We start from the raw sequence: 13,152 nt of genomic DNA, 5'->3' as shown, positions 1-13,152 counted from the left end.
GGGTGGGGATTTTTCCGCCCACCCACCCGTTACTCAGCGGTCAGCTGTCCTCAAGTACGAACGACGTCTTCACCGACCCGAGGCCGGGGGACCTGGCCTCGACGAGATACGTACCGGGGGACGCGCTTCCCGCCGAAGGCGTCGCGCAGTTCGGCTCGCTCTCCCGGCGGTCCCACTCCACGGTGTGGGTCACGCGCCCGTCACCCGGCACCCGTAGCGACAGGCTCCCGCCACCGGCGGGGCAGTCCGCCGAGGACCAGACCTCCTTGTCGCCGTCGGCCTGAGTGATCGTCAACACCGTCTTCTTGCCGCCGAGATCGACCTTGCAGGACTTGTCCGCGCTGTTCAGGGCGATGAGTTCGAACTTCGGCTTCTCGCCGATCTCGTACCTGTTGTGGACGCTGCGCAGCTTCAACTTCGCGTCGCCGCTCACGCAGTTGGGCAGGCTCGACCCCGCGGGCAGCTGTCCGCCCGACCCTCCGCCCCCCTTGGCGCCGTCGTCCGAACCGCTGCCGTCACCGCCGCCGGAGTCACCCGAGCCGTCGGAGCCCTCGGAATCGCCGGAGCCGCCGCCGGAGCCACCGGAACCGGAATCGCCGTCACCCTCGTCGCCCGACTCGTCGCGCCCGCCCGGCTTTTCACTGATGGCCGGCCCGGAGCTGGAAGGGCCGGGAGTGATGGACGTGGCGGGGCCGGAGCCCGAAGGGCCGTCGGCGCCATCCTTCTTGCCCCCACCACCCATGGTGAGCACCCACACGACCAGGAGCGCCATCAGTCCGATCAAGGACAGCAGAACGGCCCTCCGACGCCAGTAGATGGTGGAGGGAAGCGGCCCGACCGGATTGCGCAGAGATCCCACGGCCCAAACCTTACGAGACATCCGCGCCTTGTCCTGCCCCACCCGCCGCCCAGAGCCACAAAGTTTACGGATCATCATCACGGAACGACTAGCTCCGCTTTCCGTACCCCTGTCTTTCGTCAGGGGGCGTGACCGGACGATCGCCGGATGTGACGATTCGGTCCCACTCCGTACCGTCCGTAATCATGGACACCATGGACGACGATCTCTATCGCGATGTCACCGACTTCGCCCACGACACCCCTACCTGGTTCCAGCATCTCGCCGAGGTGTGGACGGAGCTCGGCCTGCTGCTCTTCGGCGTGCTCTTCATCGTCGCCTGGTGGCGGGCGCGGCGCGGCGAACCGCGCGCCCTCGCGATAGCTGTTCTCGCGCCCCTCGTCACGGCGGTGGCGTACGTCTGCAGTGAGTTGCTCAAGTCCGCGGTCGACGAGGAGCGTCCGTGCCGGGCCGTCGCCGGTGCGCTCCCCTCGATCGTCGAGTGCCCGGCGTACGGCGACTGGTCCTTCCCCAGCAACCACTCGACGATCGCGGGCGCCGCCGCCGTCGGTCTCGCGCTCGCCTGGCCGCGGATCGCGGCGCTGACGCTGCCGATGGCCGTGCTCATGGCGTTCTCACGGGTGTTCGTGGGCGTGCACTATCCGCATGACGTAGCGGTGGGCCTACTCCTCGGCGCCGCGCTCGCCTTCCTCCTCGTACGTCTGGCAACGCGCCCTGTCGGGCGGCTGATCGAGGCGATGCGCGGTTCGTCCACGGGCGTCGTCAGGTGGTTCGCGGGGCCGGGGAGTCCGACGTCGCACTCGACATCGCACCGGCGGCCCGCGGCGCGTCGCCGCTGAGTCTCGGAGCCGCTGAATCTCGGAGCCGCTGAGCCTCAGAGCCGCTGAGCCGCTGAGCCGCTGAGTCTCAGAGCGGCACAAGTCCCGCCTCGTAGGCGACGATCGCCGCCTGGACGCGGTTCTTGACCCCGAGCCGGTCGAGGACCGCGCTCACGTACGCCTTCACCGTGCCTTCGACCAGGTGGAGCCGGGCGGCGATCTCCGGGGTGGAGAGCCCCTCCCCGACGAGCCCGAGCACTTCGCGCTCGCGCGGGGTGAGGGCCGCGGTCCTGGCGCGGGCTTCGGCGCCGCGGACCGTGCGCTGCGCGCCGTAGCCGTCGATGACGTGACGGGCCACCTTGGGCGAGAGGAACGCGGCGCCGCCGGCCACCGCGCGTACGCCCGCGATGAGTTCGTGGGGGTCGCCCGACTTCAGGAGGAAGCCGGTGGCTCCGCCGCTCAGCGCTCGCGCGACGTACGCGTCCTCGGAGAAGGTCGTCAGCATCGCGACGGCGGTGCCGGGCAGCGTCCGTACGATCTCCTCGCCCGCGGCCAGGCCGTCGAGGCCCGGCATGCGGATGTCGAGCAGCGCGACGTCCGGCCGGTGGGCCTGGGCGAGCGACACGGCCTCTCTCCCGTCACCCGCCTCCGCGACGACCTCGATGTCGTCGCCGGCGCCCAGGATCGCGCGGACGCCCGCGCGGATCATCGCCTCGTCGTCGGCCAGCAGTACGCGGATCACCGCACCCACTCCTTCTCCTTGGCTCTGGCCTGCTCCTTGGCTGTGGCCTGCTCCTTGGCTCCGGCCTTCGATCCGGCCTTGGGGATCACGCTCTTCTCCACGACGACTCCGTCCCTGAAGCAGACCCTGAAGTGCTCGACAGTGACGAAGAGTTCACCGCTGGCGCGGTAGTAGCGGCAGTCGGCACCTTGGGGCGGCGGGGTCGGCGCGCGCTCCTCGGGAGGGTCGGACGCGGCTCTGTCGGGCAGCAGCCGTTCGGCTTCGGCTCGCGCCTGACCGCTCGTCAGCCGTGCGAAGTCGGCCGGTTCCAGGACGGCGTTCGACCGTGAGTACGCGTACCAGGCGAGGGCGCCGCCGACCAGCAGGGCCCCGGTGGCCAGGGCGGCGCCGAAGGCCAGCAGGGTCCGCCTGCGGGCGTACGCGAGGCCGGGCACGGGGGGCGTCGGGCGCGGCTTCGGGGCGGCGCCCTCCGCAGGGAGCCGTGCGAGGACCCGGAAGCCGTCGCCGTGCGGCCCTGCTTCGATGGTGCCGCCGAGGTCTTCGACCCTGGCCCGCAGGCCGATGAGGCCGGATCCTGCGCCGGGCCCCGAACCCGGCCTCTGGGCGGCTCCATTGGCAACGACGACGGCCACATCCCGCACCTCCACCGTGATGGGTGCGCCGGGGGCGTGTCTGGCGGCGTTGGTCAGGGCTTCCTGGACGATCCGGTAGACGGTGCGGCCGGTCTCCCCCTCCGGGGCGGTCAATTCCGTACGTTCGTCCTCTCCCCCCGCGATGTACCGGACCGGCAGCCCTGAATCCGCGGCCCGTTCCACCAGGGCCCGCACGCTTTCGCCCGCCGGGGCGAGGGGCGCGGCCTCGTCCCCCTCTTCCCTGAGCAGCCCGATGATCTCGTGCAACCGGTCCGTGGCGTCCGACGCGGCCACGCGCAGGTCGGTTACGGCGCCTCGGTGCCGTTCCGGCAGATCGGCGGCCACCTGGAGGGCGCCCGCCCGCACCGCGATGAGGCTCAGTTCGTGTCCGAGGGAGTCGTGCATGTCCTGGGCGATCCTGGCCCGTTCGCGCAGCCGGGCCCGGTCGGCGACGATGCGCTGCTCGCGCTCCAGCTGGGCGGCGCGGGTCCAGCCGGCGGCGGCGAGTTCGCGGCCCTGGCGGAGGTAACGGCCCGCGAGCCAGGGGAAGACGGCGCCGAAGAGGAGGGTGCCCGTCAGGACGAGCCACTCCACTACGGGATCGACGTCGCGTACGACGATCTTGGCGGTGCCGATGAGGGCGGTGGCCCCGAAGGCGAGGAGGGCGGGCCTGGCGCGGTCGGCTCTGCGCCCCATGAGCAGGGCGAACCCCGCCAGGGCGGGGCCGTACGAGAGGGTGAACAGGGAGGGCGCCGCCGCGAGGCCCAGCGCTGCCGCCGCCGCGAAGGCGCCCTGCGGCCACCGGCGCCAGGTCGCTGCGGCCAGTCCCAGGACGACGATCCCGGCAGCCTGCTGCCACGCTGCCCGGGGCTCGTTCAGGCCCAGGCGGTCCGCGCTCAGCGCGGGCGCCGCGAGCGCCACCCAGAGGAGGGCGTCCCGCCCCCATGCACTCTCCACCCCCCGGACGCTACTGCCCACTCCCGGTGAGCACCCCTGCCGATAGTCATGCCGTGACCCCCGACTTCTCGCTCCGCACAGGCTCTCCCCCCCACCCACCCGATCACCCCGCATCCACCCCTCCACGAACAAGCTCTCCCACCCGCCCACCCGATTACCCCGGGTCAGGGGGATGGGCCGGGGTGGGTGGGCGACCCGCAGGCACGGGGTGGGTGGGTATGCGTACCGCAGCTCGGGGCGGGCGCTCCGCGCGGGCCGGGAGGGAAAGCGGCACAGCCGGGGTGGGCGGGGGGGCGTACGGCAGCTCTGGGCCGGGAGGGAAAGCGGCACAGCCGGGGTGGGCGGGGGGGCGTACGGCAGCTCTGGGCGGGCGCTCCGCGAGAGCGGCACAACCAGGGTGAGGGGGCGCGCGCACGGCACCTCGGAGCGGGGTGTGGGAAAGCGGCACAACCAGGGGTGGGAGGGCACGCGCACGGCAGCACACGGCCAGGGGAAAGCGACACAACCGGGGGCGGGAGGGATGCGTACCGCAGCTCGGAGCCGGGGGAAAGCGACACAACCGAGGTGGGCGGGCACGCGCACGGCAGCACGGGGCCGGGGGAAAGCGGCACAACCGGGGCGGGAGGGATGCGCACGGCAGCACACGGCCAGGGGAAAGCGGCACAACCAGGGGTGGCCGGGCACGCGCACGGCAGCACACGGCCAGGGGAAAGCGGCACGACCGAGGTGGGGCGGGATGCGTACCGCAGCTCGGGGCGGGTGTTTTGCGCTTGTGGTGCAGCCGGTGGGCGCCGCCATACGCCCCCACCCCGAGAAGCGAAACGGGTCGAGAAGGCCCCGCCTGGCCCGCCCTCCGCCACCCCCGTGGCAGGATCGTCCTGCCATGACTGCGCCCACGAAGCCCATGCCAATGTCCGACAGCCCCGAGCCCGCCGGCGAGGCCCTGCACGGTCCCGTCATCGCCTGGTTCGACGCCAACGCCCGTGATCTGCCGTGGCGTCGGGCCGACGCCGGGCCCTGGGGCGTGATGGTCAGTGAGTTCATGCTGCAGCAGACGCCCGTAAGCCGCGTCCTGCCCGTGTACGAGCAGTGGATCGCCCGCTGGCCCCGCCCCGCCGACCTCGCCAAGGAAGCCCCGGGTGAGGCCGTCCGCGCCTGGGGACGGCTCGGCTACCCCCGCCGGGCGCTCCGCCTGCACGGCGCCGCCGTCGCCATAACGGAACGGCACGGCGGCGACGTACCGACCAAGCACGCGCAGCTGCTCGCGCTGCCCGGCATCGGTGAGTACACCGCGGCGGCCGTGGCGTCGTTCGCCTACGGGCAGCGGCACGCCGTCCTCGACACGAATGTGCGTCGGGTCTTCGCTCGTGCCGTGACCGGCGTCCAGTACCCCCCGAACGCCACCACCGCCGCCGAGCGCAAGCTCGCCCGCGCCCTCCTCCCCGAGGACGAGCGCACGGCGTCCCGCTGGGCCGCCGCCTCCATGGAGCTCGGCGCCCTCGTCTGCACCGCCAAGAACGAGAGCTGTGGACGATGCCCCATCGCCGCGCAGTGCGCGTGGCAGACGGCCGGCAAACCCGCGCACGTAGGCCCGGCCCGCCGGGGCCAGACGTACGCGGGAACGGACCGCCAGGTCCGCGGCAAGCTTCTCGCGGTGCTCCGCGAGGCCGTGGCTCCCGTGCCGCAGGCGGCCCTCGACCGCGTATGGGACGAACCCGTGCAGCGGGCCCGCGCGCTGGACGGGCTCGTCGCCGACGGGCTCGTCGAGCCGCTTCCCGATGGGCTCTACCGCCTGCCTCTCACCTGAGAAGCGACGCCAGAACACCACGAAACGCCCCCGCTTTACGACCCGCCTACATCTGTTACACAACCGACGGAAGGCCGTGCGCCCCCCGGTGGCTGCTCCGCACAGCCTCGTGACAACGCCTCCGTAGCGTCATAGCCGTACCGCACAAGCAGCGGTGGTCGGCGAACGGAGGCGGTTGGGTATGGCGCACGGCGAGGTGCTCGAGTTCGAAGAGTACGTCCGCACTCGGCAGGACGCCCTGCTGCGCAGTGCCCGGCGCCTGGTCCCCGACCCCGTCGACGCCCAGGACCTGCTGCAGACCGCGCTCGTGCGGACGTACGGCCGCTGGGACGGCATAGCCGACAAGCGGCTCGCGGACGCCTATCTGCGCCGCGTCATGATCAACACGCGTACGGAGTGGTGGCGGGCCCGCAAGCTCGAAGAGGTCCCCACCGAGCAGATGCCCGACGCCCGCGTGGAAGACTCCACCGAACAGCACGCGGACCGCGCCCTCCTGATGGACATCATGAAGGTGCTCGCCCCCAAGCAGCGCAGTGTCGTCGTGCTGCGACACTGGGAGCAGATGTCCACAGAGGAGACGGCCGCGGCACTCGGTATGTCGGCGGGAACGGTCAAGAGCACGCTGCACCGGGCGCTCGCACGGCTCCGCCAGGAGCTGGAGAGCCGGGACCACGAGAGCCAGGACCGCGAGAGCCGGCACCGCGAGGAGCCCGCCACCGGCGCGCTCGAACGTGAGGAGCGGGAGCGTTGCGCGGCCTAAGCACCCGGGCTGGCAGGACGATCAGGGCGGGGAGTGCGGCAGTGGTCGCGCTCGCCGCCTCAGGCCTTTTCCTCACCGCATGCTCGACCGGCGGCTCCGGCGCCCGGGACGAGGGCCCCGGCAACCGGGGCGAAACGGTGATCTCCCCGTCCGCGACGCCGTCCCCGACACCTGCCACGAAGTCCGCGCCCTCGCCGCCCTCCACCACCGAGGCGGTGAGGCTCGTCAAGGACGACCCGAAGGTGAGCCGGGCGGTCAAGCGCGACCTGAAGCCCTGCGCGGCCGACGAGTATCCGGTCGACGTCAGTTACGGCAACCTGACCGGCGGAGCCGCGTCCGATGTCGTCGTGAACATCATGACCTGCGACGACGCGGTCGGAACCAGCACTTACGTGTATCGCACCGAGGGCAAGAAGTACGAGAATGTCTTCCAGGACGAGGAGCCACCCGTCTACGCGGAGATCGACCGGGGCGACCTGTTGGTGACCAAGCAGGTGTACGACGACGATGATCCTGTGTCGTATCCGTCCGTCGAGGACGTCATCACGTACCAGTGGGCCGCGGACCACTTCAAGGAGATGGATCGCACCCGGAATCACTACAGCAGCGCGGCGGGCGGCGACGCACCCGCTCCGACGGAGAACTGAGAGCACCCGATGGCAGAGCACACGCATGTCCTGTTCGTCGAGGACGACGACGTCATCCGCGAGGCGACGCAGCTCGCGCTCGAACGGGACGGCTTCGTCGTCACCGCGATGCCCGACGGCCTGCAGGGCCTTGAGGCGTTCCGCGCCGACCGCCCGGACATCGCGCTTCTCGACGTGATGGTGCCGGGCCTGGACGGCGTCTCGCTGTGCCGCCGCATCCGCGACGAGTCCACGGTCCCCGTGATCATGCTTTCGGCGCGTGCCGACTCCATCGACGTCGTGCTCGGCCTTGAGGCGGGCGCCGACGACTACGTGACCAAGCCCTTCGACGGCGCCGTCCTGGTGGCCAGGATCCGAGCCGTGCTGCGGCGCTTCGGGCACGCGAGCGGACCCGACTCGGGAGCGCCCGCCTCGGGTGAGGAGGGTTCACCGGACGGCGGCGTGCTGCACTTCGGCGATCTGGAGATCGACACGGAGGGCATGGAGGTCCGCAAGGACGGCGCTCCGGTGGCCCTGACCCCGACCGAGATGCGCCTGCTGCTCGAGTTCTCGTCCGCGCCCGGCACGGTCCTCTCCCGCGACAAGCTCCTCGAGCGCGTGTGGGACTACGGCTGGGGCGGTGACACCCGCGTCGTCGACGTCCATGTCCAGCGGCTGCGCACGAAGGTGGGCCAGGACCGGATCGAGACGGTCCGCGGCTTCGGCTACAAGCTCAAGGCGTGAACCGACGGCATGGTTGATCTCAACAGCGCGGTACGGCCGGACGGCGGGGCGCATCTCGGGGGACACATATGAGCAGGGGTTCGGTGGCCGCGCTGAGCGCCCGACTCCGCGCGAGGCTGGGCTCCGGCCTGCGCACCGGCGTGCGCTGGAAGATCAGCGCGGCGATCGCGCTGGTCGGCGCGCTGGTCGCGGTGGCGCTGAGCCTGGTCGTGCACAACGCGGCGCGTGTCTCGATGCTCGACAACGCGCGTGACGTGCAGGACGAGCGAATCATGTTCGCCCAGCGGATCTACGAGACGTCCGGGCGCACGGGCCAGTTCGGCATGAAGATCGACGACCCGGAGATGCCCAAGGACCTCCTGGCGAAGGTGCTCACCGGGCGTCGCGCGACCTACGTGGAGGACCACGCGGGCGGTGTGCCGGACATCTGGGCGGCGGTGCCGCTGAGCGACGGCCACATCCTGTCGCTGCACACCCGCTTCACCGACCGCAGCGCCACCGTCATGAAGGACCTCGACCAGGCCCTGGTCATCGGCTCCATCTCGGTGGTCTTCGGCGGCTGCGCGCTCGGCGTGCTCATCGGCGGCCAGCTCTCGCGGCGCCTGCGCAAGGCGGCGACCGCGGCGCAGGAGGTGGCGCAGGGGCAGACGGACGTGAGCGTACGAGATGCCATCGGCGGCGTCGTACGCGATGAGACCGATGACCTCGCGCGGTCGGTGGACGCGATGGCGGACGCGCTCAAGCAGCGCCTCGAAGCCGAGCGGCGGGTGACGGCGGACATCGCACACGAGCTGCGTACGCCGGTGACGGGCCTGCTCACGGCCGCCGAACTGCTTCCCCCCGGCCGCCCGACCGAGCTGGTCAGGGACCGGGCTCAGGCGATGCGCACGCTGGTGGAGGACGTGCTCGAAGTGGCCCGTCTGGACAGCGCGGCCGAGCGGGCCGAGTTGCAGGACCTGATGCTCGGCGAGTTCGTGACGCGGCGGATCGCGGTGCTCAACTCGGACGTGAGCGTGACGGTGGTGCACGAGTCGGAGGTCACCACCGATCCGCGCCGCCTGGAGCGCATCCTGGGCAACCTCCTCGCCAACGCCGCCAAGCACGGGAAGCCGCCGGTCGAGGTCAGCGTCGAGGGCCGCGTGGTGCGGGTCCGCGACCACGGCCCCGGGTTCCCCGCGGGGCTCCTGGACGAGGGACCGAGCCGCTTCCGCACCGGCAGCACGGACCGGGCGGGCGTCGGCCACGGCCTGGGTCTGACGATCGCCGCGGGCCAGGCGCGGGTGCTCGGCGCGAGGCTCACCTTCCGCAACGTGACGCCCGCGGGCGCGGGCCCGGATGACCCGGCGGAGGGCGCGGTGGCAGTCCTCTGGCTCCCGGAACACGCCCCGACGAACACGGGCAGCTTCCCGATTTTGCGGCTGCCGGACAAGTACAAGTAGCGCGGGCAGCCGCCGTGGTGGGCAGGCGTTCCGCAGGGCGGAGCGGGTGGGCACGACGCCGAAGCCGGGGGGCGCCGAGGCAGCATGGCGGCACGCACAGCAACGGGCCCCGGCACCAGAAGGTGCCGGGGCCCGTTCAGCCGAGGGGAGTCGGACCGCGGGTCAGACGACCTCTGCAACCGCGTCCCGCGGACCACCCGCGGCGTCCCCAGCCGCGCCCTCGGCCGGCTTCTGCGCCCCGGAGCCGGAGTCCTTCGCTTCCCCGGAGCCGGAGCCCTTGGGCTCGGCGTCCTTCGGGCCGGCTCCCCGCAGGGGAACCTCCTTGACGAACAGCGCAGCGACAAGCGCCGCGACCCCGATGACCGCGCCCAGCAGAAACGCCGAGTGCGTACCGGCCGACACCGCGTGCTGATACGCGTCCCGCACCGGCGCAGCCAGCTGCCGCAGGCTGTCCGCGTCCAGCTGCGCCGACTGCTCGGTGACCTTGCCGCCGAGCTCCCCGGCCCGCGAGGCCATCGTGTCCTCGACCCGGCTGTTGAACAGCGCGCCCATGATCGCGACGCCGAACGAGGAGCCGAGCGTACGGAAGAGTGTGGCCGAGGACGACGCGACGCCCATGTCCTTCATCTCGACGCTGTTCTGCGCGACCAGCATGGTGATCTGCATCAGGCAGCCCATGCCCGCGCCGAGCACCGCCATGTAGACGCCCGCCATGAACCGCGAGGTGTCGGTGTCCATCGTGGACAGCAGGAACAGCCCGAGGACCATCAGTACGGTGCCGGCGATCGGGAAGATCTTGTACTTGCCGGTGGAGGTCGTGAACCGCCCCGAGAAGAACGAGACGACCATCATCGAGAGCAGCATCGGCAGGAGCAGCAGCCCCGAGTTGGTGGCCGAAGCGCCCTGCACCGCCTGCTGGTAGAGCGGCAGGAAGAGCATCGCGCCGAACATCACGAACCCGGTGATGAAGCCGATCACCGACATGAGCGTGAAGTTGAGGCTGCGGAAGATGTGCAGCGGCAGGATCGGCTCGGCGGCCTTCTTCTGCACGATGACGAAGCTGATGAGCGCGACGACGCCGATCGCGATGAGCTCCATGATCACGGTCGAGGTCCAGGCGTACTCCGTACCGCCCCACGTGGTGACGAGCACGAGCGAGCTGATGCCCACGGTCAGCAGCGCCGCACCGAGGTAGTCGATGCGCCCCTTCGCCTTCTTCTTCGGCAGGTGCAGCACGGCGGTGACCATGGCGAGCGCGACGGCGCCGAGCGGCAGGTTGATGTAGAAGGCCCAGCGCCAGCCGAGGTGGTCGGTGATGGTGCCACCGACGAGCGGCCCGCCGATCATGGCGACCGCCATGACGCCGGTCATCATGCCCATGTACTTGCCGCGCTCCCGCGGCGTGACGAGCTCACCGATGATCGCCATGACGCCGACCATCAGACCGCCCGCGCCGAGCCCCTGCACGGCACGGAAGCCGATCAGCTGGCCCATGTCCTGCGCCATTCCGCTGAGCACGGAACCGAGCAGGAAGACCACTATGGAGGTGAGGAAGACGCCCTTGCGCCCGTACATGTCGCCGAGCTTGCCCCAGATGGGAGTCGAGGCCGCGGTCGCGAGCATGTACGCGGTGACGACCCACGACAGGTGCTCCATGCCGCCGAGGTCACCGACGATCGTCGGCATCGCGGGGCTCACGATCATGTTGTCGAGCATCGCGAGCAGGATCGTGACCATCAGCGCCATCATCACGACGCGCACACTGCGCGGCTGTGGTGCTTCCTTGGTCCGCTCCACCGGATGCCCGTCCGGCTTCGCCTGCTCCCCCGGCTTTTTCCTGATGTCCGCCATGTTCCCCACTCCCCGGTTACCCCGACTCCGTACTGGTGCTGCGCCTACTTACTTGCCGACCGACAAGCTGGCTACACTGAGGGAAACTAAACCCCTAACTAGCCGGGCGTCAAGTAAGTAAAATCGGGTCCAAGGATTCGAGTCGAGGGAGCCGAGGAGCAAAAAGATGGTCACGGGCAAGCAGCAGCGCCGCGGGGACACCCGCCAGCGCATCCAGGACGTGGCCCTCGAACTCTTCGCCGAGCAGGGCTACGAGAAGACGTCACTGCGTGAGATCGCGGAGCGTCTGGACGTCACGAAGGCAGCGCTCTACTACCACTTCAAGACCAAGGAGGACATCCTCACCAGCATCTTCGAGGACCTGACCAGGCCCATCGACGAGCTGGTGGAGTGGGGCAAGGAGCAGCCGCGCACGCTGGACGTCAAGCGGACGATCCTGACCCGCTACAGCGAGATCCTCACGGACGCGTCCCCGCTCTTCCGCTTCATGCAGGAGAACCAGGCGACGATGCGGGACCTGAAGACGGGTGAGACCTTCAAGGACCGCATGCTCAGCCTGCTCGACATCCTGAGGGAGCCGGACGCGCCGATGACGACCCAGGTGCGCTGCTTCAGCGCGCTGTTCACGATGCACGGCGGGATGTTCGTGCTCAAGGACGCCGAAGGCGACCCCGAGGAGAAGCGCAAGGCCATCCTCGAGGTCGCCATCGATCTGGTGACACAGGCGCACGAAGGCGCCTAGACACTCGCTCGTCAGACGGTGACACCGTTGGAGCGCAGGAACGCGACCGGGTCGACCGCCGAGCCGTAGTTCGGCGTCGTACGGATCTCGAAGTGCAGGTGCGGGCCGCTGGAGTTACCGGTGTTGCCGGACGCGGCGATGTGCTGGCCGGTGCCGACGGTCTGGCCGACGCGGACGTCGATCTTCGACAGGTGCGCGTACTGCGAGAACGTGCCGTTGTCGTGCTTGATCACAATGGCGTTGCCGTACGCGGGACCGTCACCGGCGCCGTTGCCGCCGGCCTTGACGACGGTGCCGTTGTGCACGGCCTCGACGGAGGTGCCGATCGACACGGCGAAGTCCTGGCCGGAGTGCTTGCTGGACCACATGTTGCCGCCGAGTCCGAAGGTCGCGGAGAGCGTGTACTTGTCGACCGGGTCCTGCCAGGCGACGGCCTTCTTGGCGGCGGCCTGCTTGGCCTGCTCGGCCTTCTTGGCAGCGGCCTGCTTGGCCTTCGACGCGGCCTTGGCCTGCGCGTCGGCCTGAGCCGAGATCGAGTTCGCGGAGACGCCGGGCAGCGCACTGTTCTTGGCGTCCGCGGCGGACGCGACGCCGGAACCGAGAACGGCCGACGCTCCGAGCCCGAGGCCCGCGACGGTGACGACGGCCGTCCGCGTACGGAGCAGGGACAGGCCGGACTGGTGGGACGTGGCGCGCTTCGACATGGCGGATGACCTCCGGGATGGGGAGCGTGTACGTGACACCGCCGCATGTCGCTGCGAGGCACGTGGGACACAAAGGGACCCGGCCACACGCTTCGCTGCGTTCCGCCGGGGCCTCACCTTGGTAACCCGCGCCCCGCCCACCACTCAAACACCCCATCTACTACCTAATGCCGTAGTCAAGCGCCCGTCTTTCGACCCCTTGACACCGACAAATCCCGACAATTACCCCTTAAACTACTTGCCGGAATTAGCGGCCGCAGCCAGGTTTAACCACACTTCGACAGGGCATCTCCGGCCAGCGCCGGCAGGTCCCGGGGGTGAACTCCCCCGACGCCCCCAAGGTCCCGCGGGTTGCGTGCTGAAGGTCCCCACCACCCCTCTCGGTGTCACCACTATTCCGTCTAGTACCGGACATATCGCCTGTGCGTCATGTCACCGGCCCCCGAGATCCACAACCCCCGGAATGTGACC

The 13,152-nt window shown here is 70.5% G+C and carries 12 protein-coding genes; 7 read left to right on the top strand and 5 right to left on the bottom strand.

What is annotated here, in order from left to right:
- Positions 1-40: 40 nt before the first annotated feature.
- Positions 41-859, bottom strand: coding sequence for a hypothetical protein (locus ACZ5WE_RS13845; RefSeq protein ID WP_467686187.1), 819 nt, complete (start codon positions 857-859; stop codon positions 41-43).
- A gap of 185 nt (positions 860-1,044) precedes the next feature.
- Here ACZ5WE_RS13845 and ACZ5WE_RS13840 point away from each other — a divergent pair, with 185 nt between their 5' ends.
- Complete coding sequence (locus tag ACZ5WE_RS13840; protein ID WP_467686185.1) at positions 1,045-1,698, top strand: phosphatase PAP2 family protein; 654 nt, start codon at positions 1,045-1,047, stop codon at positions 1,696-1,698.
- A 67-nt stretch (positions 1,699-1,765) separates the two neighbouring features.
- Here ACZ5WE_RS13840 and ACZ5WE_RS13835 read toward each other — a convergent pair whose 3' ends face one another.
- Both ACZ5WE_RS13835 and ACZ5WE_RS13830 read right to left on the bottom strand, forming a co-directional pair.
- Complete coding sequence (locus tag ACZ5WE_RS13835; protein WP_467686183.1) at positions 1,766-2,419, bottom strand: response regulator transcription factor; 654 nt, start codon at positions 2,417-2,419, stop codon at positions 1,766-1,768.
- Positions 2,416-4,008, bottom strand: coding sequence for a sensor histidine kinase (locus tag ACZ5WE_RS13830; protein WP_467686181.1), 1,593 nt, complete (start codon positions 4,006-4,008; stop codon positions 2,416-2,418). The genes ACZ5WE_RS13835 and ACZ5WE_RS13830 overlap by 4 nt, the downstream gene beginning before the upstream one ends.
- Positions 4,009-4,891: 883 nt before the next feature.
- Between ACZ5WE_RS13830 and ACZ5WE_RS13825 the strand changes: the two genes are divergently transcribed.
- The 5 genes from ACZ5WE_RS13825 (at position 4,892) to cseC (ending at position 9,384) form a co-directional block, all read left to right on the top strand.
- Positions 4,892-5,815: an HhH-GPD family protein gene (locus ACZ5WE_RS13825; protein WP_467686179.1), complete on the top strand. Its 924-nt coding sequence runs from the start codon at positions 4,892-4,894 to the stop codon at positions 5,813-5,815.
- A gap of 181 nt (positions 5,816-5,996) precedes the next feature.
- Positions 5,997-6,575, top strand: a complete 579-nt coding sequence (locus ACZ5WE_RS13820) for a SigE family RNA polymerase sigma factor (protein WP_467686177.1) — start codon at positions 5,997-5,999, stop codon at positions 6,573-6,575.
- Complete coding sequence (locus ACZ5WE_RS13815) at positions 6,563-7,222, top strand: hypothetical protein (RefSeq protein ID WP_467686175.1); 660 nt, start codon at positions 6,563-6,565, stop codon at positions 7,220-7,222. Before ACZ5WE_RS13820 ends, ACZ5WE_RS13815 begins: the two co-directional genes overlap by 13 nt.
- Positions 7,223-7,231: 9 nt before the next feature.
- Positions 7,232-7,945, top strand: coding sequence for a two-component system response regulator CseB (cseB, locus tag ACZ5WE_RS13810; protein ID WP_467686173.1), 714 nt, complete (start codon positions 7,232-7,234; stop codon positions 7,943-7,945).
- A gap of 68 nt (positions 7,946-8,013) precedes the next feature.
- The gene (gene cseC / locus ACZ5WE_RS13805) at positions 8,014-9,384 is read left to right on the top strand and encodes a two-component system sensor histidine kinase CseC (RefSeq protein ID WP_467686171.1); all 1,371 of its coding nucleotides are present in this window, start codon (positions 8,014-8,016) and stop codon (positions 9,382-9,384) included.
- Positions 9,385-9,546: 162 nt separating this feature from the next.
- Here cseC and ACZ5WE_RS13800 read toward each other — a convergent pair whose 3' ends face one another.
- On the bottom strand, positions 9,547-11,235 hold the full coding sequence (locus ACZ5WE_RS13800; protein ID WP_467686169.1) for an MDR family MFS transporter: 1,689 nt from the start codon (positions 11,233-11,235) through the stop codon (positions 9,547-9,549).
- Between the two features lie 166 nt (positions 11,236-11,401).
- Between ACZ5WE_RS13800 and ACZ5WE_RS13795 the strand changes: the two genes are divergently transcribed.
- Positions 11,402-11,977, top strand: a complete 576-nt coding sequence (locus ACZ5WE_RS13795) for a TetR/AcrR family transcriptional regulator (RefSeq protein ID WP_467686167.1) — start codon at positions 11,402-11,404, stop codon at positions 11,975-11,977.
- A gap of 11 nt (positions 11,978-11,988) precedes the next feature.
- On the opposite strand, the gene ACZ5WE_RS13790 is transcribed toward ACZ5WE_RS13795, so the two are convergent.
- Positions 11,989-12,681 carry a M23 family metallopeptidase gene (locus ACZ5WE_RS13790; protein WP_467686166.1) on the bottom strand — a complete coding sequence of 231 codons (693 nt, stop codon included), beginning with the start codon at positions 12,679-12,681 and terminating at the stop codon, positions 11,989-11,991.
- Between the last annotated feature and the right edge of the window lie 471 nt (positions 12,682-13,152).

It is taken from the genome of Streptomyces sp. NPDC033180 (genome assembly GCF_055577645.1).
Note: the sequence above shows the minus strand (reverse complement) of the source record. Positions and strands in the feature narration are given on the sequence as shown.

Bases quoted from the DNA above. Each gene is read 5' to 3' on its own strand.
- ACZ5WE_RS13825 (WP_467686179.1), top strand. From the start codon at position 4,892: ATGACTGCGCCCACGAAGCCCATGCCAATGTCCGACAGCCCCGAGCCC.
- ACZ5WE_RS13840 (WP_467686185.1), top strand. From the start codon at position 1,045: ATGGACACCATGGACGACGATCTCTATCGCGATGTCACCGACTTCGCC.
- ACZ5WE_RS13795 (WP_467686167.1), top strand. From the start codon at position 11,402: ATGGTCACGGGCAAGCAGCAGCGCCGCGGGGACACCCGCCAGCGCATC.
- ACZ5WE_RS13790 (WP_467686166.1), bottom strand. From the start codon at position 12,681: ATGTCGAAGCGCGCCACGTCCCACCAGTCCGGCCTGTCCCTGCTCCGT.
- cseB (WP_467686173.1), top strand. From the start codon at position 7,232: ATGGCAGAGCACACGCATGTCCTGTTCGTCGAGGACGACGACGTCATC.
- cseC (WP_467686171.1), top strand. From the start codon at position 8,014: ATGAGCAGGGGTTCGGTGGCCGCGCTGAGCGCCCGACTCCGCGCGAGG.
- ACZ5WE_RS13800 (WP_467686169.1), bottom strand. From the start codon at position 11,235: ATGGCGGACATCAGGAAAAAGCCGGGGGAGCAGGCGAAGCCGGACGGG.
- ACZ5WE_RS13820 (WP_467686177.1), top strand. From the start codon at position 5,997: ATGGCGCACGGCGAGGTGCTCGAGTTCGAAGAGTACGTCCGCACTCGG.